Origin of the sequence: Sphingopyxis sp. OPL5, assembly GCF_003797775.2 — a bacterium.
GTDB lineage: Bacteria > Pseudomonadota > Alphaproteobacteria > Sphingomonadales > Sphingomonadaceae > Sphingopyxis.
The window spans coordinates 1917250-1942605 of sequence record NZ_CP060725.1 but is presented as its reverse complement, the minus strand read 5'-3'; the positions used below and the strand labels follow the sequence as shown (position 1 = coordinate 1942605).

At 65.9% G+C, this 25356-nt stretch carries 19 protein-coding genes and 2 pseudogenes; 7 read left to right on the top strand and 14 right to left on the bottom strand.

The genetic code is table 11. The features are described 5' to 3' along the window. Positions 1–14: 14 nt before the first annotated feature. The 5 genes from EEB18_RS09300 to EEB18_RS09280 form a co-directional block, all read right to left on the bottom strand. Complete coding sequence (locus EEB18_RS09300; protein WP_187140045.1) at positions 15–2528, bottom strand: TonB-dependent receptor; 2514 nt, start codon at positions 2526–2528, stop codon at positions 15–17. A gap of 148 nt (positions 2529–2676) precedes the next feature. Continuing rightward, positions 2677–4272 carry a tetratricopeptide repeat-containing sulfotransferase family protein gene (locus EEB18_RS09295; RefSeq protein WP_262408179.1) on the bottom strand — a complete coding sequence of 532 codons (1596 nt, stop codon included), beginning with the start codon at positions 4270–4272 and terminating at the stop codon, positions 2677–2679. A 4-nt stretch (positions 4273–4276) separates the two neighbouring features. After that, positions 4277–5887 carry a DsbA family protein gene (locus EEB18_RS09290; protein WP_187140046.1) on the bottom strand — a complete coding sequence of 537 codons (1611 nt, stop codon included), beginning with the start codon at positions 5885–5887 and terminating at the stop codon, positions 4277–4279. 55 nt (positions 5888–5942) lie between these two features. Further along, positions 5943–7346: a M48 family metalloprotease gene (locus EEB18_RS09285; RefSeq protein WP_187140047.1), complete on the bottom strand. Its 1404-nt coding sequence runs from the start codon at positions 7344–7346 to the stop codon at positions 5943–5945. 130 nt (positions 7347–7476) lie between these two features. Further along, entirely contained in the window at positions 7477–10122 is a 2646-nt protein-coding gene (locus EEB18_RS09280; RefSeq protein WP_187140048.1) for a ribonuclease E/G, read from the bottom strand. Between the two features lie 677 nt (positions 10123–10799). Between EEB18_RS09280 and EEB18_RS09275 the strand changes: the two genes are divergently transcribed. The 6 genes and pseudogenes from EEB18_RS09275 to EEB18_RS09250 all read left to right on the top strand — a co-directional run bounded on the left by EEB18_RS09275 (position 10800) and on the right by EEB18_RS09250 (position 18149). Beyond that, on the top strand, positions 10800–12014 hold the full coding sequence (locus EEB18_RS09275; RefSeq protein WP_262408178.1) for an N-acetylmuramoyl-L-alanine amidase: 1215 nt from the start codon (positions 10800–10802) through the stop codon (positions 12012–12014). A 163-nt stretch (positions 12015–12177) separates the two neighbouring features. Further along, positions 12178–12444 (top strand): annotated as a pseudogene (locus tag EEB18_RS22705) (FAD-binding protein); the annotation flags it as partial. A gap of 61 nt (positions 12445–12505) precedes the next feature. Beyond that, positions 12506–13606, top strand: coding sequence for a DSD1 family PLP-dependent enzyme (locus EEB18_RS09265; protein WP_262408176.1), 1101 nt, complete (start codon positions 12506–12508; stop codon positions 13604–13606). Between the two features lie 94 nt (positions 13607–13700). Further along, the gene (locus EEB18_RS09260; RefSeq protein WP_187140050.1) at positions 13701–16223 is read left to right on the top strand and encodes a penicillin-binding protein 1A; all 2523 of its coding nucleotides are present in this window, start codon (positions 13701–13703) and stop codon (positions 16221–16223) included. A 73-nt stretch (positions 16224–16296) separates the two neighbouring features. Then, on the top strand, positions 16297–17424 hold the full coding sequence (prfB, locus tag EEB18_RS09255) for a peptide chain release factor 2 (protein WP_056344856.1): 1128 nt from the start codon (positions 16297–16299) through the stop codon (positions 17422–17424). Continuing rightward, on the top strand, positions 17424–18149 hold the full coding sequence (locus EEB18_RS09250) for a class I SAM-dependent methyltransferase (RefSeq protein WP_187140051.1): 726 nt from the start codon (positions 17424–17426) through the stop codon (positions 18147–18149). Before prfB ends, EEB18_RS09250 begins: the two co-directional genes overlap by 1 nt. 6 nt (positions 18150–18155) lie before the next feature. Here the strand turns inward: EEB18_RS09250 and EEB18_RS09245 are convergent, their stop codons facing one another. From EEB18_RS09245 to EEB18_RS09205, 9 genes and pseudogenes are all read right to left on the bottom strand, one after another. Then, complete coding sequence (locus EEB18_RS09245; protein ID WP_262408175.1) at positions 18156–18530, bottom strand: DsrE family protein; 375 nt, start codon at positions 18528–18530, stop codon at positions 18156–18158. Then, positions 18509–19258, bottom strand: a complete 750-nt coding sequence (locus EEB18_RS09240) for a HesA/MoeB/ThiF family protein (RefSeq protein ID WP_187140052.1) — start codon at positions 19256–19258, stop codon at positions 18509–18511. The genes EEB18_RS09245 and EEB18_RS09240 overlap by 22 nt, the downstream gene beginning before the upstream one ends. 102 nt (positions 19259–19360) lie before the next feature. Beyond that, positions 19361–19813, bottom strand: a pseudogene (gene dut / locus EEB18_RS09235) (dUTP diphosphatase); the annotation flags it as partial. After that, positions 19785–21047, bottom strand: coding sequence for a bifunctional phosphopantothenoylcysteine decarboxylase/phosphopantothenate--cysteine ligase CoaBC (coaBC, locus tag EEB18_RS09230; protein ID WP_222943159.1), 1263 nt, complete (start codon positions 21045–21047; stop codon positions 19785–19787). The pseudogene dut and the gene coaBC, both read right to left, overlap by 29 nt. 2 nt (positions 21048–21049) lie before the next feature. Then, positions 21050–21346: a CcdB family protein gene (locus EEB18_RS09225; RefSeq protein ID WP_187140054.1), complete on the bottom strand. Its 297-nt coding sequence runs from the start codon at positions 21344–21346 to the stop codon at positions 21050–21052. Then, on the bottom strand, positions 21346–21591 hold the full coding sequence (locus tag EEB18_RS09220) for a type II toxin-antitoxin system CcdA family antitoxin (protein ID WP_187140055.1): 246 nt from the start codon (positions 21589–21591) through the stop codon (positions 21346–21348). The genes EEB18_RS09225 and EEB18_RS09220 overlap by 1 nt, the downstream gene beginning before the upstream one ends. Before the next feature lie 44 nt (positions 21592–21635). Next, positions 21636–22160 carry a hypothetical protein gene (locus EEB18_RS09215; protein WP_187669104.1) on the bottom strand — a complete coding sequence of 175 codons (525 nt, stop codon included), beginning with the start codon at positions 22158–22160 and terminating at the stop codon, positions 21636–21638. Then, a complete protein-coding gene (gene ubiB, locus EEB18_RS09210) occupies positions 22145–23692 on the bottom strand; it encodes a 2-polyprenylphenol 6-hydroxylase (protein WP_187140057.1) in 1548 nt (515 codons plus the stop codon). Before ubiB ends, EEB18_RS09215 begins: the two co-directional genes overlap by 16 nt. Further along, entirely contained in the window at positions 23689–24426 is a 738-nt protein-coding gene (locus tag EEB18_RS09205; protein WP_187140058.1) for a class I SAM-dependent methyltransferase, read from the bottom strand. The genes ubiB and EEB18_RS09205 overlap by 4 nt, the downstream gene beginning before the upstream one ends. A gap of 93 nt (positions 24427–24519) precedes the next feature. On the opposite strand from EEB18_RS09205, the gene mutM reads away from it, so the two are divergent. Further along, positions 24520–25332: a bifunctional DNA-formamidopyrimidine glycosylase/DNA-(apurinic or apyrimidinic site) lyase gene (mutM, locus tag EEB18_RS09200; RefSeq protein WP_187140059.1), complete on the top strand. Its 813-nt coding sequence runs from the start codon at positions 24520–24522 to the stop codon at positions 25330–25332. The last annotated feature ends 24 nt before the right edge of the window (positions 25333–25356 follow it).

Here is a 25356-nt window from a genome sequence, read left to right as displayed (position 1 = left end):
TGACCGTCACCCGATCAGAACTTGGCGCCCAGCCGCGCCCCGATCGTCCGGGGCTGGTTCACCAGAATCTGCACACGGCCGTCGCACTGGCCGCAGTTCGAATAACGCGCCAGCTGCGCGCGCTCGTCGAACGCATTCTGCAGGAACAGTTCGAAACTGTACGAACTCCATTCGAAGCCGGCGGCGAAATCGACCGTCGTCGACCCCTTGACCCGGCCCAGCGCGGTCGCGGTGTCGACGCGGATGTCGGGGGTCGCGGATCCGCGATGCGCGATCACCGACTGGAAATGCATCTCGCCGGGTCCGACCGGGAACTGGTACCGCACCGTCGCATTGCCGTTGAACTTCGGCGTCACGGGCAGGCGCGTGCCTTTCTTCGCGGCGATGAACTTGTCCGGATCGGTCGGATCGTCGGTGGCACAGACATAGGTCGGGTCGTCGAATGTGCACAGATTGTTGCGCGTCTTGGCGTCGGTATAGGATGCCGCCGCCGTGATGGTGAGGCCCTGAGTCGGCCGGATGTTGATATCGGCCTCGATCCCCTTGATCCGCGCGTTCGGACCATTGTGAATCTCGGTAAAGCTGTTCTCTCCCAGGAATGAGAACTGGAAACGCTTCCAGTCCTGCATATACACCGCCGCGTTGAGCCGGACCATGCCGTCCGCCAATGTCGTCTTGATCCCCAGCTCATAATTGGTGAGGAAGTCGGCGGCATAGGGTGGAATCGTGCCGCGCCGGTTGATGCCGCCGGGACGGAAACCGCGCGACCAGGTCGCATAGGTCATCACATCCTCGCTGGGCTTCCAGGTCAGGTTCACGCGGTGCGTGAACCCCGTGTCCTTGGTACGTTTCGGTACCAATTCGCCGCCGACGAAATCGGCGAGGTTGGTGCAGGGACCACCCGGTACCGCGGCGGGCAATAAGGTGCCGCCCGGATTGTCGCGCAGGATCGCGCCCGTCGTCGTGTAACAGCCCGCGACACCGGTGCGTGAACTGCCCGCGCCGTTGAACGGAGGGCCGTTCGGGTTGCGGCCAAATCCGAAGAAGCCGATCAGGCTGTTATCATATTTATAATAGCGGCCGCCGCCGGTCAGTGTCAGCGTTGGGGTGATATCGAAGCTCGCTTCGCCGAACGCCGCATAATCCTTGTCGACGCGCTTCTGCTCGGTCAGCCATAGCGTGCCGGGCAGGCCGTTGACCGACAAGGCGTCGGCAAGGCCGGGAACCTTATAGTCTTGGTGGATCTGGTTGCTCTGGCGCTGGTAGAACAGCCCGGCGACAACGCGGAAGCGTTCGTCCTGCGGCGACGAGACGCGCAGTTCCTGGCTCATCTTGCGGAAATGGTCGGTCCCGATGATGAACTGGCGCGGGTCGATGGTGTTGCCGGCATTGTCCGAAAAATAGAAATAATTGGCAAGACCGCCGACCGGTTCGTAGAGTGCGTCATAGGCCTCGGCATAGTCGGTGTAGTCGTTAATCTGATACGCTTTGCGGTCGAGATAGGCCCCGGCATAGGTGATGTCGAAATTGCCCAGCTTGCCCTCGATTGTCAGCGCCGCCTGGATGAATTTGTCGCTACGTTCGTCGGGGTAAAAGCGCTGGACCTGCAGGTCGCCGACACGCGGGTCCTGTGCAAAGGTGCCGCTGCTCGTCTGCTTCTGGTACAGCAGGGTCGGTGTCACCGTCCAGTTGTCGTCGAGGTCGACCTTCAGCGCGGCGCGACCGCCATAGATTTCGGCATCGTTGAAATTCTTCTTCACGAACCCGGCGTTGTTGACCGAGATGCCATCGCGGATACAGCCATCGATATCGCCGTTCCCGTCGCGGGTGGGCGTGCCGCAGAAGGTCCGCGTGCCGGGCACATTGTCGATATAGCCCGCGTCGCGCTGATACCAGCCGACCAGGCGCACCGCCGCCATCTCGCTGATCGGGGCGTTGATCATGCCCTCGATCTTGCCGCCCATGCCGCCGCTCTTGACGCTGTTGAGCTCGCCGTCGACGCGGCCTTCGAAGCCGCTGGTGTCGGGTTTGTTGGTGATGATGCGGATCGTCCCGGCCTGCGACGAGGCGCCGTACAATGTGCCCTGCGGACCCGCGAGCGATTCGATGCGCGCGATGTCATAGACATGGACGTCGAGCGTGCCGCCGATCGTCGTCACCGGCTGTTCGTCGAGATAGACGCCGACGCTGGGCAGTGAACCCGAATGGTTGCCGTCGCCGCCGCTGGCGACGCCGCGCATATAGACGGTCGTCACGCCGGGCTGGCTCGACTGGAAGGACACGCTTGGCAGCAGTTTCGAGAAATCCTCGAAATTGCCAACGTTCAGCTGGTCGAGCTTGCGGGTGCCCAGTGCCTGGATGCTGATCGGGACATTCTGGAGATTTTCTTCGCGCTTCTGCGCGGTGACAATGATTTCGTCGTCATAGCCCTTGGTGTCGGCTTCCTGCGCCAGCGCAGGCGTCGAGGAAAGCACCGCGCCCGACAGCGAAGCCAGAAGCAGCGCGCGGCGCGAAAATTGGACCCGCATAAAAGACCCCCCTAATATGTGCGATCGCCGTTGCTGCGGCGGAAAGGGAAGCTTGAACAGTTTCACGGCGTCGTCAATCACGCCGCCGCCAAACGGGGAGTGCCGACCACCGTTTCGTCGGCACTATGACAAAATTGCAACAATCGTGTCAGGCGGTGGCGGGATATTGCGTCAGCGCCGGGCCCAGCGCCTCGACGAGCGGTTCCAGCCATTCTTCCATGGCGCGCCACTGGCCGACGCCGTCGCGATTGATCGGCCGTCGCACCTGTTCCGAACTCGCGGTCCGCACCGCGCGCTCGTTGGTGTGGAAGTCGAGGCACGCCGGTTCGAACGGCACGCCGAGATAGTCCAGCAACGCGCGCACTTCGCCCTCGAGGTCGTCGATCAGTCGTTCGTGGAACACGCGGTGGACCCGCCCCGGCATGACCCGGTCGAAATGGTCCATCAACTCGACATAGTCGGCATAATAGCGCCCCATGTCGGCGAGGTCGTAACTGAATGCCTGCCCGCGGGCAAAATGCTGTTTATAATTGGAGAAACAGCAATCCATCGGGTGGCGCCGTGCGTCGATGATTTTCGCGTTGGGCAGGATCAGCCGGATGAAGCCGGTATGCAGCCAGTTGTTCGGCAGCTTGTCGACATAGAAGGGCTTGTCGCTCTTTCGCTGGACCAGCGTGTCGTGCAGATATTGCTCGCCCAGTTCGCGTGCGTCGGCCGCCGACAGCTTGGCGATGCCGCCCATACCGCGCGCCTTGGCGTAAAGCTTGGGGAGGTCGGGCAATTCCATCGTGCCCTCGACCATCGAATGGCTCGACAATATCTGCTCGATCAGCGTCGATCCCGCGCGCGGCATGCCGACGATGAAGATCGGGTCTGGCGCGGCGGCGCCATGGCCGTGCTGCGTTTCGAAAAATTCGGGGGTATATAGCGACACGGCATGATCGACCGCGGCGCGCGTCTGGTCGGCGTCATAGGGCAGCAGCCTTTTGCGCAGGGCGTTGCCAGTCGCGTAATGATCGAAGGCATCGGCCGCCTGTCCCCGGTCCTCTTGCGCCTTGCCCAGCGCGAAATGGAGATGGAAGCGGTCCTCGGCGGCGATGGCGTCGGTGTCGAGCGCGTCGCGCATCGCCGCGATGTCGTTCTCGTCGAACTTCAGCGTCTTGAGATTGGCGAGGCTCCACCACACCTCGCCGAGCGTCGGCGACAGGGCGAGCGCCTTGCGATAGGCGGTAATCGCATCGGCCTGCCGCCCCACCGTCTTGAGCATATGCCCATAGGACATCCAGATCTTCGGCTGCTTCCCGAAGCCCTTGAGCACCTGTTCGTACAGCTCAAGCGCCTCGTCGAACTCGCCGACGCGGCCCAGCGCCGCCGCCTTCAGGTTGGCGTTGGTCAGATTGTCGGGATCGACCCGTTGCAGCTTGTCCAGCTCTTCGACCGCCTCGCCCGAACGGCCCTGGCGATGGAGGACGGTGGCGAGGTTCGAGCGCGCGGCGAGAAATTCGGGCGCGAGGTCGAGCGCGCGGCGCAGCAGCGCCTCGGCATCGCGATAGCGTTCGATCCGCGCCGCCAGCTCGGCGAGCATGCGGATCGCCGCGACGTCGAACGGATCGCGCTTCAGATGCGCCTTGAGCACCGGTTCGGCATCGTGCAGCCGCCCCTCGAACAGCGCGAGCGCGGCCTCCATCAATTCGGGGTCGCGGATCGCCTGGCTGATCGAGCTATGCGCGGCGCCCGATGTCATCGCCTCAACCCTTGGTCCGCGCTTTGGTGACCGCCGCGCGCAGGCCGTCGTAACCGATCTGCCCCTGCAGCAACTGGTTGCCGACGACCCAGGTCGGGGTTGCGTTCAGCTGCAACTGGCTTGCGATGGCGAGGTTGGAGTCGAGTTCGCGCTGGAACAAAGCTTCATTTGCGGTCGCATCGGCGGTGCCGTCGGTGACGACGCCGGCCTTTTCGGCGGCCGCGAGGATCGCCCCTCGATCGAGCGACGATGCCTGGAACATCGCATGGTGGAACGCGTCATATTTGCCCTGCCGCGCGGCGGCGAGTGCCATCAGCGCAGCATCACGGCTCTGCGGCGCGATGATCGGCAGTTCGCGGAACACCACTTTCAGCCGACGATCGCTGCGAATCAACCGGTCGAGGTCGGGCAGGCTGGCGCGGCAATAGCCGCAGGCATAATCGGTGAAGACCGTGAGCGTCACGTCGCCGTCGGCATTGCCCGCCCACGCGCCGGCATAGGGTTTTTCGAGCGCCGGGCGGATCGCGTCGATCGCCTTCGCCATCTCGCGGTCGCGCTGCGCGGTCAGCGCCTCGGGAATGAGCTGCGGATTGGCCTTGATATAGTCGGCGACGACGGTCTCGACCTCGCTCTTGGACAAGCCACCGCCGAAACGGCCGCCGAGCCAAAAGGTCGCGCCGAGCAACAGCAGTCCGCCGAGCGCGATTACCCAGCCGGGCGCGGGCAGGGCGACGCCGTCCGATCCGCCGCGCGATGGCCGCGGGCGTTGCGGCGTCCGATCGTCGGGCGCCGGCGCGGAGACCGAAGGAGGGGGCGTCGCCGATGCCGCTTTGGCGGACTTGGCCGGCGTCGTTTTGCGTGCCGCGAGTTCGATGCCCGGTTCGCTCGCGAACAGCGGCAGGTCGGGCGCGGCCGGGTTGGTCGCGGTGGTTGCGGCCGCCGCTTCCTGCGCCTCGCGTGCGAGCAATTGTTCAAGCCCCGATGGCGGTGGTCCGGCTTCGATCCGCGGCGCGGGGCGCAGTTTTGTCGCCGCCTCGCCCAGACTTTCCTTGCTCGCCTTGGCGGCCTGGCCCAGCGCTTCGCCGGCCTTGCCCGCGACATCGCCCAGTCCGCGTTGTGCGTCGCTCGACAATTTGCCGACCTTTTCGCCGAGCGCTATCTTGTCCCACGCCTTGGCGCTCGCGGCGGCGGCGGCGGCGCTGCCGCGCGCGGTTCCACGGCCGAGAGCCTTGGCAGTCCGCGCGGTGGCATCGGCTGTACGTCCGGCGAGTTTACGCGAGCGGCGCGGAATTTCCATCGCCTCGACCCGAGCGGGAATATCGGCCCTTTCGCCGACGCGGATCGTCCAGTCGGCAAAGGCGCTGCTGCCGTCGCGGATCGCCCGCCACAGCCCGTGTGCGCCGGCCTTCAGCCGCTCGCCATCGACTGCGGGTTTGCGTGGGGTGTGCGTCTCGGCCGGATAGCGCGACACGTCGAGTCCGATCGGCGGCACCTCGCGTGGCTTGGCCAGGCCACCATCGTCGCGTGCCTCGGTCGATGCGGCGCGTGCGCCATCGTCGGCGGGCGCCGGGTCACGCAGCCACGGCTGGTAATAATCGTCTTTTCTATCAGTCACTTGTTGCCCTTGCGCATCGATATGGACGATGCGTCCCCGCTTCGTGCGTTCGAATCTAGCGCCGTTTGCGTTCGCGTTCCACCTCGGCGCGCGCGACCAGCGAAATATCCTGTGCACGAATCCAGTCGGGCGACCCCTCGGGCAGGCCCTGCATCGCGAGGTCGGCGTTACGCAGCGCGAGCATCGCCTGTCTACCCTCGAGCTGGTAGCGTTCCGCCGAGGCGAGCGCGGCGCGCGGCTGGTCGCCCTTGTTCGCATAGACGATGCCGAGCTGGTACCAGGCAAAGGGGTTCTGGTTGTCGAGCGCGATCGCGGTCTTCAGCACCTCTTCGGCCTCGGGGAAATTGGCCGGCTCCTCGGTCGCGATCAGGGCGTGGCCGAGCAAGGCGGCGATCAGCGGCTGTGAGCGCGAATTGGCCACCGCCTTGCGCAGCGGTGGGATCGCTTCCTTTGGGCGCCCCGATTCGAGCAGCACCTGGCCTTCGAGCTCGAGGAAATAGGGGTCCTCGGGCGCGGTGGCGAGCAGGCCTTCGACTTCGGCAAGCGCCTTTTGGGGATAGGCGCTCTTGTGCCAGGCATAGGCGCGCGCATAGCGGGCCGGCACGCTGGTGTTACTTTCGGGATATTTGCGCAGCGTGCGTTCGGGTTCGGAAATGAAGCCCTGCAGCTTCGCCTTGATCCGCTGGAACCGTTGTTCGATCGCCGGGTCGGCGGGCTTTGCCCACGCCGCATCGACGACATAGACTTCGCGCAGCGACTGGATGCGGTCGCCCGACATCGGGTGGGTGCGGCCATAGGCCTGGTCGTCGTCCTGCTTGACGCCATAGCGGAATTCGAGATTCTGGAGCTTCTTGAAAAAGGCCAGGCTGCCGCGTCCGCTGATCCCAGCCTTCGACAGATATTGCGCGCCTGCGGCATCGGCGGTCGATTCCTGGATACGGCTGAACGCGAGGAACTTGCCGAGCGCGGCCTGCTGCCCCGCCATCATGATCCCCATGCCGGCTTCGCCGCCGCCCGCCGCGATCGCTGCTGCACCGAGCAACAGGCTGAGCAGCGAAATGCTGGTCGCCGCCTTGGCGCCGTCGTTGATGCGGATCGCGTGGCCGCCCATGACATGGCCCAGCTCGTGCGCAAGCACACCCTGCACCTCTTCGGCGCTGTCGGCAGCGTCGATCAGTCCCGCAAAAACATAGATGTCCTGGCTGCCCGCGACAAAGGCGTTGATGCTGCGCTCGCCGAGCAAATGGACACGCACCTGCCCCGGCTGCAGCCCCGCCGCGACGAGCAGCGGGTCCATCATGTCCTGGAGCAGGGCTTCGGTTTCGGCGTCGCGCAGGATCGACTGCGCCGCCACCGGGCGCACCGCGACCGCGAGCAGGACGACGACCGTCATCAGCAACCGGACCAGCGAACGCCAGGCGTCGGCCCGTATCAGGCGCTGCGGCGGGGAAAAACTCATCACATATGTCCTTGCGCCGAGCGCCTGAACCTCAACTGAAGCCATGAAGGCCTTGTGGGGTTCAGGACGATCGGTGGCAAGGCTGCGATCGCAAGGATGCGATCAATTGCCGCCAATCGGGGTCCGCCGATCAGTTGCCAAAGGTGCGCTGCCACCAGCCGCGACGGGGTTCGCCGTCGGTGGCTTCGTCGCTGCCGACGGGGACGGCTTCGCCGTCCTGCGCCGCGACCTCGGTCGATGCGGTCGCGGCCTCTTCGACTGCGGCGGCCGCTGCGGCCTTGGTCTTGCGCGGCGCACGCTTCTTGGGCGCGGGCTTGGCGGGTTCGACCTCGGCTTCGGCTGCGGCGACGGTTTCGGTCGTTTCCTCAGCGACGGCTTCGACGGGTGCGGGCGCTTCGGCCGCTGCTGCGGCTTCGGCCTCTTCGGCGGCGATCTGCGCCTTGGTCCGGCGCGGCTTGCGCTTCGGCTTTTCAGCGACGGGCGCTTCTTCGATCACCGGCTCGGCAGCGACTTCGGCCTCGATCGGGGCTTCGGCTTCTGCGGCCTCGGCCTCTTCGGCTTCCTCATCACGCGGCTTGCGGCCACGACCGCCACGGCGGCGGCGCGGCTTGGCTGCGGTTTCGCCTTCGGCGTCGACGGGGACTTCGGCGACCGCTTCGCCGGCGTCGTCATCCTCGGGCGCGTCGCCTTCGCGGTCTCCGCCTTCGGCGCCTTCACCGATCTCATTGCCCTCATCGTCACGGCGGCCGCGGCGGCCACGACGGCGACGACGACGGCGCTTGCGGCCTTCGCCATCGGTGTCGGCGTCGCCTTCTTCGCGTTCGCGGCGGGCGGGGCGCTCGGTCTTTTCCGCCTCGGCTTCCGCCTCGGCCTCTTCTTCCTCGTCGAAATATTCCTCGTCGTCGTCATCGTCCTCGATCGGGGCGATCGGGGCGAAGCTACGGCGCGCGACCGGCGGCGGGCCGCCTACCTCGATTGCCATGCGCGCGCCCTCGGTCTCGCCGTCGGGCAGGATTTCGACGCTGACGCCGTACAGATCCTCGATCTCGCGCAGTTCGCGGCGCTTTTCGTTGAGCAGGTAGAAGGTCGCTTCCTGGCTCGCGCGCAGGATGATCTTGCTGCCCTTGCCGCGTGCGGCTTCCTCTTCGATCATGCGCAGCGCGCTGAGGCCCGCCGACGACGCGGTGCGGACGAGGCCGGTACCTTCGCAATGCGGGCAGGGGCGGGTCGAGGCCTCGAGCACGCCGGTGCGCAGGCGCTGGCGGCTCATCTCCATCAGCCCAAAGCCCGAGATGCGGCCGATCTGGATGCGCGCGCGGTCGTTCTTCAGCGCGTCCTTCATGGCGCGCTCGACCTTGCGGACGTTCGAACCATGATCCATGTCGATGAAGTCGATCACGATCAGCCCGGCCATGTCGCGCAGACGCAGTTGGCGCGCGATCTCGTGCGCGGCTTCCAAATTGGTGCTGACCGCGGTCTGCTCGATATTATGCTCGCGCGTCGACCGGCCCGAGTTGATGTCGATCGACACCAACGCCTCGGTCGGGTTGATCACGAGATAACCGCCCGATTTCAACTGGACGACGGGATTGAGCATCCCGGCGAGCTGGTCCTCGACGCCATAGCGCTGATAGAGCGATACCGGGTCGGCATATTGCTGCACGCGGCGCGCGTGGCTCGGCATCAGCAATTTCATGAACTGCTTGGCGGCACGATACCCGTCCTCGCCCTCGACGAGTACTTCCTCGATATCCTTGTGATAGATGTCGCGGATCGCGCGCTTGACCAGGTCGCTGTCCGAATGGATCAGCGCCGGCGCGCTCGACCCTAGGGTCTTTTCGCGAATCTCGTCCCAGACGCGCGCCAGATAGTCGAAGTCGCGCTTGATCTCGACTTTGGTGCGGCTCATGCCGGCGGTGCGCACGATGCAGCCCATCGTCGGCGGCAGGTTAAGCTCGTCGACCATGGCCTTCAGCTTGCGGCGATCGGCGCCGTTCGAAATCTTGCGGCTGATCCCGCCGCCGTGCATCGTGTTCGGCATCAGCACACAATAGCGGCCGGCGAGTGACAGATAGGTGGTGAGGGCAGCGCCCTTGTTGCCGCGTTCTTCCTTGACGACCTGGACCAGCATCACCTGGCGGCGACGGATAACGTCCTGGATCTTATAGCGGCGACGCAGCGACATGCGGCTTTCGCCGTCCTCGTCCTCGTCGCGGCGGCGTCCGCGGCCCCGGCCGCCCTTGCGACCGTCGCGCCCGCGCCCACGGCCCTTGCGGTCGCCGCGACCGTCCTTGTTTTCTTCGGTGCCCTCTTCGGCATCGTCCCCGGCGTCGCCATTTTCGTCGTCGCCTTCGTCGCCGTCATGGTCTTCGCCGACGGTTTCGGGGGCCGGGGCATCGCCATTTTCGTCGTCATGATATTCGACGTCGGCGACATCGCCTTCCAGCTCGTCGAGGTCTTCCTCGGCGCGCATCGCGGCCTCGGCGGCATGCTCAGCCTCTTCGCGGAGCAGCGCTTCGCGATCTTCCTTCGGAATCTGGTAATAGTCGGGATGGATTTCGCTGAACGCGAGGAAGCCGTGGCGATTGCCGCCATATTCGACGAATGCCGCCTGCAGCGACGGTTCGACACGGGTTACCTTGGCCAGATAGATATTGCCCTTGAGCTGCTTGTGCTCGGCGGACTCGAAATCAAACTCCTCGATGCGGTTTCCCTTGGTGACGGCGACACGGGTTTCTTCCCGGTGCCGCGCGTCGATCAACATGCGCGTGGTCATTATTATCACTCCAGGCGCGCCGCGGCGCGCCAACAAAAAAGGCCGCGGCCATCCATACGGGATGACTGCGGTCGAAAGGGTTCAATGGAAAAAAGACGTTATTGCCTTGTGCGGCCCGCGTCCGGTCGTGGACGCGCATGCGGTCTTCCGCCCGAGCGACGGCAAGCGCGAAAGCGCCTGCGTCGCGGGTGAAAGAGGGCATGGCAAGCCTCATGCGGCATCAACCTGTTTAGCGGATGACCGGCCAGCGCGAATCGACCAGCGGCTGATCTTCCTTCGCTGCCCGGGCATCCGGGTGGGCCGACGGCAGGTTGCCAGGCCTGGATTGTCGGGCACCGGGGGAGAGCCGCCGTCCGGTCCGTGATCCGGTACCGATTGGGCGCGTTCCCCGCATAAGGCCCGACGGGTCAGGCAATGACACCGTCAGCGTTCGGGGTGCTAGCATCGGCGTCATCGAACGGCAACAGCCAAGCACCGGAAAAATATGGGCATGACAAAGCCCGCGGCAAGGCGTGCCTTCCGCCCGATCATGCTAAACCGCTGGTTAACCCTGCCCTTTCACCCTGACTTGACGCGGCATCCCTAATGACCGGTTCATCGTGATGACCCGCAGGTGGCCTTGGATGCTTTCAGATAAATACTGGACCAATCGTCCTGCCCGGCGGCATAATCGTCCCATGCTTCTCGCGTCGCTCTTCCTCTCGTCGCTGATGGCCACGCCCGCGGTGCTGGCGGGCAATATCGGCGCGATCGAGATCACGGGCGGCGAGGTGACGGTACGTTTCGACGATTTTGTCGCCAGCGCGTCGACTTTGCTGCTCGCGGGTCCCGACCGCATCGCGCTCGACATCGCGGGTGCGCAGGCGGGGCGTTCGCCGCAGGGGGCGGGGTTCGTGCGCACCGTCCGCCAGGGCCAGCAAGGCCCCGACACCGCGCGCGTCGTGCTCGACCTCGACCGGCCGGCCCTCGTCTCGAACGCGCGCTTCGCCGCCGACGGGCGCAGCCTCTCGTTCCAGCTGAGTCCTGTCTCGGCGGACGAGTTCCAGCGCGCTTCGCGCGCGCCCCGCGTTCAGCTTCAGCCGCCGGCGCAGTTCCGCGCCAAACCGCCCGAAAAACGCTATTCGGTGACCGTGCCGATCGGCAAGGCGAAGCCCGCGGTTGCGCTGCCGAAGATTGAGGGACCGAACAATCCGCGCCTGCCGCTCGTCGTCATCGACGCCGGGCATGGCGGGCACGATCCGGGCGCGATCAGCCCGCACAGCGGCAAGCGCGAAAAGGATATCACTCTCGGCATCGCGCGCGCGATCCGCGACGACCTGATCGCCTCGGGCCGCGTTCGCGTCGCGCTCACCCGTTCGGACGACCGCTATCTGGTGCTCGAGGAACGTTATGGCATCGCGCGTCGACTGAAGGCCGACCTGTTTATTTCGGTCCATGCCGACGCCGCCGAAAACCAGCAGGCGAGCGGCGCGTCGATCTACACCCTCTCGGAAGTCGCCTCCGACCGCGAAGCGGCGCGGCTCGCGGCGCGCGAGAACAAGGCGAACATCATCAACGGCGTCGATCTTGGCGCGCACAGCAGCGACGTGTCGTCGATCCTGCTGGACCTGACGCAGCGTGAGACGATGAACGTCGCGTCGGACTTCGCCCGCCTGCTCCAGCGCGAGGCGTCGGACGACGTCAAGTTTCGCACCACCGCGCATCGCTTCGCGTCGTTCGTAGTGCTGAAGGCGCCCGACACGCCGTCGGTCCTGTTCGAAACCGGCTTCATCTCGAACGAGGGCGACGCCGAATTCCTCGGCTCGGCGGCGGGCCAGAAAAAGGTCGCGCGCGGCGTCCGCGACGCGGTGCAGATCCACTTCGCGCGCCAGATCGCGTCACTGCTCCCGTAAATTTCATTTGACCATCATCCCCCGCCCCGACAGCTTCGCCGCAAGCTGAGGGGAGAGAAATATGGGCTGGAGCAACTGATCGGGCAGCGTCGCCGCGCCCGTCGCCGCCACCCGCCCGCAAAGCGAAGACGAACTCGCGCAGCGCGTCCGCACCGCCACCAAGGTCCGTTCCACCGGCGCCGACCACAGCTTCATGCCGCTCTGCGCAAGCGACGAACTGATCCTCAATCTCGATGCGCTTCCGGGCCGGATCGCCATCGCCCCCGACCGCCAGACCGCGCGCATCCCGGCGGGCTGGAGTATCAAGCGGCTGACCGCCGCGCTGTGGGACGAAGGACTCGCGCTCGCCAACCAGGGCGACGTCAATCCGCAGTCGCTCGCGGGCGCGATGGCGACCGGCACCCACGGCACCGGGGTCGATCTCGGCAATCTGTCGACGATGGCACGCGGTTTCCGCCTGATTGGCGCCGACGGCGAAGCGCGATGGTGTGATGCCGGCACCGACGCCGACCTGTTTCAAGCGCAGCGTCTGTCGCGCGGCATGTTCGGCATCGCGACCGAGATCGAGCGGCTGTTGTCCCAGCCTTTCATCGCATGGTGTCGGCCTGCGCCCTCACGCCAAGACCCACAAGAGCGTCGATATCGTCAGGCGCCAACTCGCGGCGGGCGCTTCCGGGGTCTGCTGCGCCAAGATCGGCGAAGCCGAGGTGCTGGCCGACGGCGGCATCACCGGCATCCTGATCACCTCGCCGGTTGCTGCGCCGCGCGCGATCGAACGGCTGGCGGCGTTCGCGAGGACGGCCGAGGGCCTGATGACGGTCATCGACCATCCCGCCGTTGCCGGACGAATCAATGTGGCGCTCGAAACCAGCCTCGATGTCGTCATCGACATCGACCCTGGCATCGCACGCGCCGGCGTCGCCTCTCCCGAAGCGGCGGTGGCGCTCGCCCGGGCGGTCGCGATCCTCCCGAATCTGCACTACCGCTGCGTGCAATATTACTGCGGGTCGCGGCAGCATATCGAAGGCTTTGCCGACCGCCGCGTCGCGATCGGGGAGCGCGCTGCCTATCTGAAAGCTGTCATCGCCGCGCTGACCGACGCTGGCTTCGCGCCCGAAATCGTCACCGGATCGGGCACCGGGACCCATCGCATCGACATCGATCTTGCGGTCTTCACCGAATTGCAGGTGGGCAGCTATGTCTTCATGGACAAGCAATATCTCGATTGCGACCTCACCGGCGACGGCACCGTCCCCTTTGAAACTGCGCTGGGTGTCGACGCCCGCGTCGTCAGCGCCAAGCATTCGGGACTCGTCACCATCGACGCCGGTTATAAAGCCTTGTCCACTGACGGCGGCGTCGCGGTCGTCCGGCGCGGCGCGCCGGAAACGGCTTTTTTCGCCTTCATGGGCGACGAACATGCCGCGTTGATCGCGCCCGGCATCTGCGAAACGCTTGCGCCCGGCGCTCCGGTCACGCTCACCGTGCCGCACTGCGATCCGACGGTGAATCTCTACGACCATTATCATGTCGTCGAGAACGAGACTCTGGTCGCGATCTGGCCGGTGGGAGCAAGGGGCAGGGCGCGGTGACATGACCGGCCCTACCGCGGGTCGGCGGGGTAACATGCACCCCACCGCAACCATACTTCCCTTTCGCCCGGACACGCTTTAGAGGCTGCTCACGATGGTCGCCGACAGTCCGCCCAATTTCCGCCTGCGCCTGCGCCTGCGCCGCGACAGCAATGCCGTTTTCGGCTGGTTTCGCACCATGTGGGCGCGCCGCTGGTTCCGCTGGCTCGGCTATCTGGCGTGTGTCGGCCTGCTCGGGCTCTTCCTCATCTGGCTGATTTTCGCGCGCGACCTGCCCTCGGTCGACCAGCTGCGCGATTACGAACCGCCGCTGCCGACGATGGTCCGCGATGCCGAAGGCGCGCCGGTGCACAGCTACGCCCGCGAACGCCGTGTCCAGCTCGACTATAGCGAATATCCGCAGCTTCTCGTGCGCGCCTTTCTCGCCGCCGAGGACCGGACCTTCTTCAGCCATGGCGGCATCGACTATCCGGGCATCGCTACCGCGATCGTCACCAACATGACGAACAGCGGTCGGCCGGTCGGCGCTTCGACGATCACCCAGCAGGTCGCCAAGAACCTGCTCTTGAGCAACGAGCTCAGCTATCGCCGCAAGATTCGCGAACTGATCCTCGCGCGCCGTATCGAGGGTGCGCTGAGCAAGGAACAGATTCTCGAACTCTACCTCAATGAGATCCCGCTCGGCCGTCGCAGCTTTGGTGTCCAGGCCGCAGCGCGCGCCTATTTCGACAAGGATGTCGATCAGCTCGCGCTCCACGAAATGGCCTTCCTTGCCATTCTGCCCAAGGCGCCCGAAAAATACGGCCGGTCGCGCTTCGCCGCCGAGGGGCTGGCGCGGCGCAATTTCGTGCTCGGCGAAATGTTCCGCAACGAATGGATTACCGTCGCGCAGCGCGATGCCGCGCGCGCGATGCCGCTGGGTCTCAGCGAAACGGGCAACCGCGCGATCGCGCAGGTCGGCGGCTATTATATGGAAGAAACCCGGCGCCAGTTGATGGCCCAATTCGGCGAGACCGCCGAGGATGGGCCGCACAGCGTCTATGCCGGCGGCCTCTGGGTGCGCACCGCCTATAACGGCAAGATGCAGGCGGCGGCGACCAGCGCGCTGCGCAAGGGCCTGATTCGCTACGACGCGGGCAAAGGCTGGTCGGGACCGATCGCGACGATCGAGGCCGACGACCAGTGGCAAAGCCGCCTCGCCTCAAGCTTCATTGGCATCGATTACGACGGCTGGCGCATCGCCGCGGTGCTGTCGAAAAGCGCTGCCGCAGCACGCATCGGTTTCGCCGACGGCACGACGGGCACCCTGCCGGCGGGCGCCGCGAGCCTCGGTTATCGCAAGACCGGCGGCAGCGCCTTCTCGGCGATGCGCCCGGGCGACATGATCGCGGTCAAGGCGACGGGCAATGGCGTCTATGGCTTGCGCAACATTCCCGAAGTATCGGGCGGAATGATTGTCGAAAGCCCGCATTCGGGCCGCATCTATGCGATGCAGGGCGGCTTCGACGTCCGCCTTTCGCCGTTCAACCGCGCGACACAGGCCGAACGTCAGCCGGGATCGACGATCAAGCCCTTCGTCTATGCTGCCGCGCTCGACAATGGCATGACCCCCGCGACGATGATCGTCGACGGGTCTTTCTGTGTCTATCAGGGCGCGCGCTTCGGCAACAAATGCTTCCGCAACTTCGGCGGCGCAGGTGGTTCGGGCGAGCATACGATGCGCTGGGGCCTCGAACAGTCGCGTAACCTGATGACGGTGCGCACCGCGAGCCAGGTCGGTATGGAACCGATCGTCGACACGATCCGCACCATGGGTATCGGCGAGCACGAACCTTATCTCTCGACCGCGCTCGGCGCCGGCTCGACGACGGTCGAAAAGATCACCAACGCTTATGCAATGCTCGCCAACCACGGTCGCGAACTCAAGCCGCGCGTGATCGACTATGTCCAGGACCGCCGTGGCAAGGTGATCTTTCCCGCCAATTGGAAGGCGTGCGAGGGCTGCAACAAAAAGGACTGGGACGGCCGTCCGATGCCCCGCTTTGCCAAGACGGGCAAGCAGCTGATGGATCCGCTTACCGCCTATCAGGTCGTCCATATGCTCGAAGGCGTCGTCCAGCGCGGTACCGCGGTTCGCCTGCGCGACCTCGGGGTGCCCCTGTTCGGCAAGACCGGCACGACCTCGGGGCCCAAGGACGTCTGGTTCGTCGGCGGGTCGCCCGACGTCATCGCCGGCGTCTATATCGGCTACGACCAGCCGCGCGACATGGGCGGCTATGCCCAGGGCGGTAGCCTCGCCGCGCCGATCTTCAAGGATTTCGCGCTCGTCGCGCTCGACGATCGCCAACCGATCCCCTTCACCGCGCCCAAGGGCATCCGCATGGTGCGCATCGACCGCCAGTCGGGCCGCCGCGTCTATGGCAGCTGGCCGGGCACTGACCCCAAGGCGTCGATCATCTGGGAGGCTTTCAAGCCAGAAAGCGAACCGCGACGGACGATCCGCGAAGAGGAAATCAAGCCTGCCAAGGCCGCCAAGCGACAGGATGCGCCGGTCAGCGAGGGCAGGGGCGGGCGCAGCGACAGTGACTTCCTGGAGGATCGCGGCGGCATCATCTGACCCGCCGCGCCTTCTTCCCCTTCGGCTCCGCAGGCCGTAAGGGCGTGACCAACATATTTTCAGGAGCAAGGACATGCGCGCCGAAGCGCAGGACCATATCGACAAGATCGGCGCCGCCTTGGCGCTGCTGCGCCGCTTTCTCGACTGGGATCGCGCGGTGCGGCGGCTCGACGAGCTCAACGCCAAGGTCGAGGACCCGACCCTGTGGAACGATCCGCGTGCCGCGCAGGACGTGATGCGCGAACGCCGCCGCCTCGACGAGGCGATCACCGCGACGCGCGCGATCGAGACCGAATGCGCCGACACCGCCGAACTGATCGAACTTGCCGAAATGGAAGGCGACGAGGCAATGGTCGACGAGGCGGTCGCGAGCCTCGCGACACTCGCCGCGCGCGCCGAGGAAGACAAGATCCGGGCATTGCTCGCGGGTGAGGCCGACGCCAACGATGCCTATATCGAGGTCCACGCCGGCGCCGGCGGCACCGAGAGCCAAGACTGGGCCGAAATGCTCCAGCGCATGTACAGCCGCTGGGCCGAAAAGCGCGGGTTCAAGGTCGAACTCGTCGAATATCAGGCGGGCGAACAGGCGGGCATCAAATCGGCGACGATGCTGGTCAAGGGCGAGAATGCCTATGGCTATTCGAAGACCGAAAGCGGCGTCCACCGCCTCGTCCGCATCTCGCCCTACGACAGCTCGGCGCGGCGCCACACTAGCTTTTCGTCGGTGTGGGTCTATCCGGTGATCGACGACAATATCGACATCGAGATCAACGAGGGCGACCTCAAGATCGATACCTATCGCGCTTCGGGGGCGGGCGGCCAGCACGTCAACACCACCGATTCGGCGGTGCGCATCACCCACATCCCGACCGGCATCGTCGTCGCGTCGCAGAACGACCGTTCGCAGCACAAGAACCGCGCGACCGCGATGGGCATGCTCAAGGCGCGCATGTACGAGGCGGAACTGCAGAAGCGCGAAGCCGCGGCGTCGGGCGAATATCAAGCCAAGACCGAAATCGGCTGGGGCCACCAGATCCGCTCCTACGTCCTCCAGCCCTATCAGCTGGTGAAGGACCTCCGCACCGGCGTCACATCGACCGCCCCCGGCGACGTGCTCGACGGCGCGCTCGACCCGTTCATGGCCGCCGCCCTGTCGCAGAAGGTGACCGGCGAAAAGGTCGAGGTCGAGGATATCGATTGATGATCCGCGGCGCCGCCCTGCTCGCCGCGCTGGTGGTGCTGCCGCTGCTCGGCAGCTGCGACGCGCCGTGGGAGGGCGATAGCGACCGCACCGAGACCGCCCGCGACTTCCCGCCCGCCGACCGCCCGGTCGCGCCGACCGTTTCGACCAAATGGTCGACCGAAGAGGCACGCGACCGGCTTAACGAGGCTGAGGATGTGATGGATTCGGCCGACGTTCGTCCCGGCATGACCGTCGCCGACATCGGCGCCGGCGACGGCTATTACACCGTCCGCCTCGCCCAGCGCGTCGGTGCCGGCGGGCGCGTGCTGGCGCAGGACATCATGCCCGAGGTGATCGAGCGCCTCGCCGATCGTATCGCGCGCGAACGGCTCGAAAATGTCTCGATCAAGCTCGGCGCGGTCGACGATCCGCGCCTCCCCGCCGCCAGCTTCGACCGCGTCTTCATGGTCCATATGTATCACGAGATCGGCGAGCCCTACGCCTTCCTGTGGCGGCTCCGCCCGGCGCTGCGCGCGGGCGGACAGGTGCTCGTCGTCGATGGCGACCGCCCGATCGCCGACCACGGCACGCCGTTCCGCCTGCTCGTCTGCGAATTCGAGGCGGTGGGTTACAAGCTGCTGTCCTACGACGACAAGCAGCATGCAGGCGGCTATCTCGCCCGCTTCGTCCCCGACGGCAAGCGGCCGGCGCCCGAAGATATCAAGGTGTGCGAGAATCCGTGACGACGATCAATATACCACCAACCGGTCGCCCGCCCCTACTTCGCGCAGAAAGCTAACCAACCCCGCCGCCTTGGCCTGCGGCACCATCTCCTCCGCTGTCAGGCCGACCAGCGCCATCCCCGACTGGCAAACGAACAACTCGATCTCCATTGCCGCTGCTTCCTCGATCATCGGCGCGAGACCTGGCATCCCGGCCGCCTCCCGCGGGGCGTCGCCAGTGGCCGACACGCGTTCGCGGAGCAAGGCGACCGCTTCGCCCTGCAGGAAAATCCGGGTGGGCGATCCCAGCGCCGTCGCGGCCATTGCGGTTTCGAGCGCACCATAAAACCGCTGATCGTCACCCCCCGCGACGATGATGCTCAGCCCCGGCACGTCGGGCATCCCGGATCCTTGGCGATGCCGACCTCGCGCCAGCGCCGGTCGAGCATGTCGAGTATCGCCAGCCGCCCTGCCAAGCTTTGCCCCCAGCCGGTCAGTGCGCGCACGGCCTCCAGCGCCGCCATTGTCCCGATCATTCCCGCGAGCGCGCCCATCACGCCCTGTTCGGCGCAGTTGATCCCCTCGCGGTCGGGATCGGCGCCGACGAGGCACTGGTAGCAGGGGCTCGTCTCGCGCCAGCCTTCGTACAGCGCGACCTGCCCTTCGAACGCCCCGATCGCTGCCGAGAGCAGCGGGATGCGCAGCGCCATCGCTGTGCGATTGACCGCGAGCCGCGTGTCGAAATTGTCGCACCCGTCGAGGATCAGGCTCGCACCAGCGAGCAATGCCGCCGCGTTGCTGTTCGTCAGGCGAATGACTTGCGCATCGAAATCAACATGTGGGTTGATCCGGTCGATCGCTTCGGCTGCGATTTCGGCTTTTGGCCTGCCGATGTCGCCATCGGTGAACAAGGGCTGCCGCTGCAAATTCGACAGCTCGACGATATCATGATCGATGATCGTCAGCCTGCCGATCCCCGCCGCCGCCAGATAGGTGATCGCCGGACAGCCGATCCCGCCCGCGCCGATCACTGCGACATGCGCTGCCTTCAACTTCGCCTGCCCCGCCCCGCCGAATTGCGGCAGGATGATCTGGCGAGCATAGCGGTCGAGTTCGGTGTCGGAGAGCAATTACTCCCCCGGCCGTCGCAGCTTGATTCCTGACAGCGATCCGACATTCTCGGGGATGCTGTCATCGATCGGTTCGTCTTCGGCGGCGCTGTCGCTCGTCACCCCGGTCGATCCAAAGCCGCCCGCGCCGCGCTCGGTGTCATCCAGCGTCTCGACCTCGGCAAAACTGGCGCGCTGTACCGGCGCCGGCACCAACTGCGCGATGCGGTCGCCGCGCTTGATCTCGAACGGTTCGTCGCCGAGGTTCGCCAGGATCACCTTTACCTCGCCGCGATAATCGCTGTCGATCGTTCCCGGCGTGTTGAGGCAGGTGATGCCATGCTTCAGCGCCAGGCCCGACCGCGGTCGCACCTGCACCTCGTAACCCGACGGGATCGCCATCGCGAACCCCGTCGCGACCGCGTGGCGCGTGCCGGGGCGGATCGTCAGCGATTCGGCCGCGACGACGTCCATCCCCGCCGCGCCGTCGGACGCATAGGCGGGCAGGGGCAAGCCGCCGCCGTTGGGCAGGCGCTGGACCCGGATTTCAATCGGGCTGGAGGGGGACACGCGCATCGAGCTCATCGGCGATCTTTTCCATCAATTTGCGGGCGACAGCCGCCTTGGGCAACCGGTCCCAACTGTCTACGCCGTCTTTGCTAACGATATGTACCCGATTCGTCTCGCCCCCCATCGGGTCGGCGGAGACATCGTTGGCGACGATCCAGTCGCAGCCCTTCTTCCCCAGTTTCGCCTCGGCATGCGCGAGCACATCGTTGGTCTCGGCGGCAAAGCCGATCAGCAAAGGCGGGCGCTGCGGACTCTTCGCCACGCCCGCCAATATGTCCGGATTCTCGGCGAGCGCGAGCGGCGGCACCGCGCCGCTGCCGTCCTTCTTGATCTTCTGCGTGCGGGTGTCGGCTGCGCGCCAGTCGGCGACCGCGGCAACCATGATCGCGGCATCGACGGGCAGTCCGTCCCGCACCTCGGCCGCCATCTCGAGCGCGGTCTCGACATCGACGCGGATCACCCCGGGCGGAGTCGGCAGTTCGACCGGTCCGGCGATCAGCAACACTTCGGCGCCGGCCTCGGCGGCGGCGGCGGCGATCGCGAACCCCTGCTTTCCGCTCGACCGGTTGGCGATGTAGCGTACCGGGTCGATCGGCTCATGGGTCGGCCCGGCGGTGATGAGGATGCGACGACCGAAGAGCGGGCGATGGTTCGCCGGCGCGAAATCAGGCTGGGCGAAGAGCGGCGAAAGTGCGGGTGCGTCCGCCAGTGCTTTCCCGATCGCATCGAAAATCGCCGGCGGCTCGGGCAGCCGTCCGGGCCCATATTCGCCGCACGCCATCGCGCCCTCGTCGGGTTCCATCACCGTCACCCCGTCGCCGCGCAGCGTTGCGACATTGCGTCGCGTCGCGGCATGCAGCCACATCCGCACATTCATCGCGGGCGCCGCGAGCACCGGCTTATCGGTCGCGAGCAGTAGCGTCGTGGCGAGGTCGTCGGCGATGCCCGCCGCCATCTTCGCCATCAGGTCGGCGGTCGCTGGCGCGACGACGACCAGGTCGGCCTCGCGGCTCAGCTGGATATGCCCCATCTCGACCTCGTCCTTCAGGTCGAACAGGCTGGAATAGACCTTGTTCTCGCTGAGCGCCGCGAGCGTCAGCGGCGTCACAAACTGCTCGCCCGCGCGCGTCAGCACGCAGCGTACGACATAGTCCGCCTTGCGCAGCAGCCGGACGAGCTCGATGCTCTTGTACGCGGCGATCCCGCCGCCGATGATGAGGAGGATGCGTTTCGCGGCCATCGTCAAACTCCCGTCACCAACATATCGACCGCATTCAAAATCTCGTAGCGCCGATCGGCGAGCGACGCGACCCTGTCGCCAAGGTCCTTGCTGTCGACCGCCGATGCCAATTGCGTCGCCATGATATGGTGTTCGCCGTCAATCTCGAACACCGGATGCAGCCGCGACAATGTCTGCGCCGTTTGCGCTGGAAGGAGGGGCACCACAAAGCGCGTGTCGAAATGGTCGAGCAGATCGCTCTGGCAATCGAGCAGCAGCGCCGATCCGTCGCGGCTCCGGTGAACATCGAACTGCGGCATCAAAATTGCCGATATTTGGCGAGCGGCAGGCCATGTTGGCGCGTATAATCGTTCCAGCTTTCGATCGCGGCGCGATTTTCTTCCTGCCATGCCGCCTCGCGCGCCTTCTTCACCTCGACGGCGAGGCCGGTCTGGCACGCTTCGCTGACGTTGATACCAAGCTGCTTCGCCTCTTCGACCAGTTCGGCGTTCAGCGACACATTGGTCGCCTTCTTGGGGCCTTCGAATCGCGTGGGACGGTTCATCGCCATTCTCCTTGCGCATAAGATATGCGCATTACCCGCCCCGATCAACCGACCGCGACTGGCGCGCCGAAGCGTCCGGCGCGGCCGAGTTTTCGGCGCAGGCGCCGGCCCGCGAAGCCACCCGACGCGCCGGCCCATGCCAGCGCCGCCACGGGTGCGAGCGGTCCCTCGACGATGTCGAACCGCGGCAAGCCTTCGACGAAGAACAACCAACCATAGCCGATCCCGACGGCCGCACCGGTTGCGATCCAGAGCGAAGTGGCCGCGAAACGGCGGTCTTGCGCCGCCCCAAGCAGCAGTAAGCCGCCCGAGATCGCTGCGGTCGGCCACAGGACAATCAAAGAGACCATCAGGGCAAAGGGCAGCGTTACCGCGAACATCCCCCACAGGAAAAGGAAATTTTCGACAATCGCCTCTGCGGCTCCGGGATAACGCGCTACCTCGCCCGCCGATACGATCATCATCAGCAAGGCCAGCCCGAAAATCCCCGCTTCTATCGCGGTCAGCAGCGCACCGCCGGCCAGCTGCACGACGGCTGACCGGTGCGCGAACGTCAGGAGGCGAACCACGCCATCCCCATAACCCCCGCCGCCGCGCCGACGATCGCCGTTAGCGCATAGCGCCACCAGCGCCGTTTCTCGCCGCGCTCCCACATTAGGGGGATGTCGGGCAGCGGCGGCGCGGGCGGTGCGGCACCCTTGCGCGGCAATTGCGCATCGAGCCGCCGGATGATGTCGGGGATCAGCGCCAGCGTCTTGCCCTGTTCGCGGATGCCGTCGGCGAGCGCGGCTTCGGGGCCGAGCTCGTCGCGAATCCATTCCTGCACGAACGGCCCCGACACGTCCCACATGTTGATCCTGGGGTTGAGCATCGTCGCGACGCCCTCGACCATCACCATCGTCTTTTGTAGCAGCAGAAGGTGCGGTTGGGTTTGCATGTCGAAGTCGCGGGTAATCGCGAACAGTCCATCAAGCATCTGGCCGACCGACAGCTCGCTCACGGGCTTGCCACGCATCGGTTCGCCGACCGCGCGCAGCGCCGTCGCGAATTCCTCGACATTATGGTAGTCGGGGACGTATTGCGCCTCGAAATGGATTTCGGCGACGCGGCGGTAATTGCCCGTGGTCAGCCCATAGAGGATTTCGGCGAGCCAATAGCGCGCCTGCCGGTTGATCCGCCCCATGATGCCGAAATCGACCGCGGCGATCGTGCCGTCGGCCTTCACGAACAAATTGCCCTGATGCATGTCGGCGTGGAAGAAGCCCTCGGCGATCGCCTGGCGCAGGAAGGCGTTGACGAGGTTCGCCGACAGCGCCTCCATGTCATGCCCGGCGGCGATCAGCGCATCGCGGTGCGAGATCTTGATGCCGTCGATCCAGTCGAGCGTCATCACGCGGCTCGTCGTGCGGTCCCAGTCGATCGCCGGAACTTCATAGGTCGGCACCCCGACCATCGCATCAGCCAGCTCCGAAGCCGACGCGGCCTCGCGCCTGAGGTCGAGCTCACGCAGGGTCCAGCGGCGGAAGTTGGCGATCACCTCGCGCGGGCGGAGCCGCGTCGCTTCGCCGCCGAGCGCCTCGAGATGCGCGGCTGCCCATTCATAGGTATCGATGTCGCGTGCGAACTGCTTGTCGATGCCCGGCCGGCGGACCTTGACCGCGACCTGGCGGCCTTCGGTGGTGAAGGCACGGTGGACCTGCGCGATCGATGCCGACCCGACGGGGACGGGGTCGAACTCGGCGTAGAGCGTTTCGAGCGGCGCTTCGAACGCGCGCTCGATCTCTTCGCAGATCTTTTCGAATGCCACGGGCGCCAGCGCATCCTGCAGCGTCAGCAAATTGCGCGCCGCCTCTTCGCCGACGATGTCGGGGCGCGTCGCGAGCGTCTGGCCGAGCTTGACCGCGGCGGGGCCGATCGCCTGAAAGGCCGCGGCATAATCGGGAATTTTCGGCTGCACCGTCCCGAAACGCGCGATCCGGCACAGGCGCTTCACACCCGGCGGGGTCGTCGGCGCGCTTTCGATCCCGCGCAGCGCCCCATGGCGCGCGAGGATGCGGCCCCATTTTAACAGGCGCAGGATATGCGTGGCGGGACGGGTCAAGCTTTCCACCCGCTGTGGATGGCGACCAGCCCGCCCATGATCGGCTCGACCTTGACCGATGTGAAGCCCGCCTCGCGGATCAATTGCGCGAACGCGGGCATTGGCGGGAAACGGCGGATCGATTCGATCAGGTAGCGATAGCTGTCCTCGTCCTGCGCGATCAGCTTGCCGAGCTTGGGGACGACGCGGTGCGAATAGGCGTCATAGGCCTGCGCGAAACCCGGCCATTCGTTGGTCGAAAATTCGAGGCAGAAAAACCGTCCGCCATAGCGCAGCACACGGTGCGCTTCCTTCAGCGCCGCGGGGATGTCGGTGACGTTGCGGATGCCGAAGGCGATCGTATAGGCGTCGAAAAACTGGTCGGGAAACGACAGTTTCTCGGCATTTTGCTCGCTCCATACCAGGCTGTCGATGCCGCGTTCGGCGGCGCGCTCGACCCCGACGCCCAGCATGTCGGGGTTGATGTCGGCGACGGTGATGCTCGCGCCCGAAGGCTCCATGCGAAAGGCGATGTCGCCGGTGCCGCCCGCCATGTCGAGAATCGCCTCGCCGTCGCGCGGTTTCACGCGGCGCACGAAACGATCCTTCCACAGCCGGTGCATGCCCCCCGACATCGCGTCGTTCATGATGTCATATTTGCGGGCGACACGGCTGAACACCTCGCCGACCATCGCGGTCTTGTCGCCCGCAGGAACCTGTTCATAGCCGAAGCTGACGGTGTCGGGGGTGGTCATGGGGTCGCGCCTTTGCGGGGGAGAAACGAAGTCGAACCGGCCTTTAGCGGGGCCTTGCCGCCCGCGCAAATGGCGCGTAGCGCGATCGGCGATATGCCCGAACTTCCCGAAGTCGAAACCACCGTCCGCGGCCTCGCGCCCTTCCTCGAAGGCCAGCGACTGGCGTCGGTGATCACTTTCCGCCCCGACCTGCGCCGTCCCTTTCCCGTCGACCTGGCGCAGCGGCTGACCGGCGCCACGGTCACCACCCTGTCGCGCCGCGCCAAATATGGCATCGTTTCGACCGACCGCGACGATCATCTGATCTTTCACCTCGGCATGTCGGGGCGCTGGCGGACCGAAGGCGGCGAGGCGGGCAAGCACGACCATCTTTTGCTCGAAACCGGGGCGGGCCAACGGCTGTTCCTCCACGACCCACGCCGCTTCGGTTCGGTCGATCTTGTCGCGGGTGATCCGCTCACCGCCTTTCCCGCTTTCGTCACCCTCGGCCCCGAACCGCTGTCGGACGCGTTCGACGCCGCTTGTCTGGCGAAGGCGCTCGCCGGGCGCCGCGCGCCGATCAAGGCGATGCTGCTCGACCAGACGATCGTCGCTGGGCTCGGCAACATCTATGTGTGCGAGGCGCTCAACATGGCGCGTATCCACCCCGCCAAGGCCGCCGCCGACGTGTCGAAGGCCAAGCTCGCGCTGCTCGTCCCCGCGATCAAGGACGTGCTCACCGCCGCCATCGCCGCGGGCGGCTCGACCTTGCGCGATTTTCTGAGTCCCGAGGGCGACCTCGGCTACTTCGCGAAGGAGTGGCGCGTCTATGGCCGCGAGGGCGAGGCCTGCGAATGCGGCGGCACGATCGTCCGCATCGTCCAGTCGGGCCGCTCGACCTTTTACTGCCCGAAATGCCAGCGCTGATGCGGGATTTTTCCCGCAAGACCA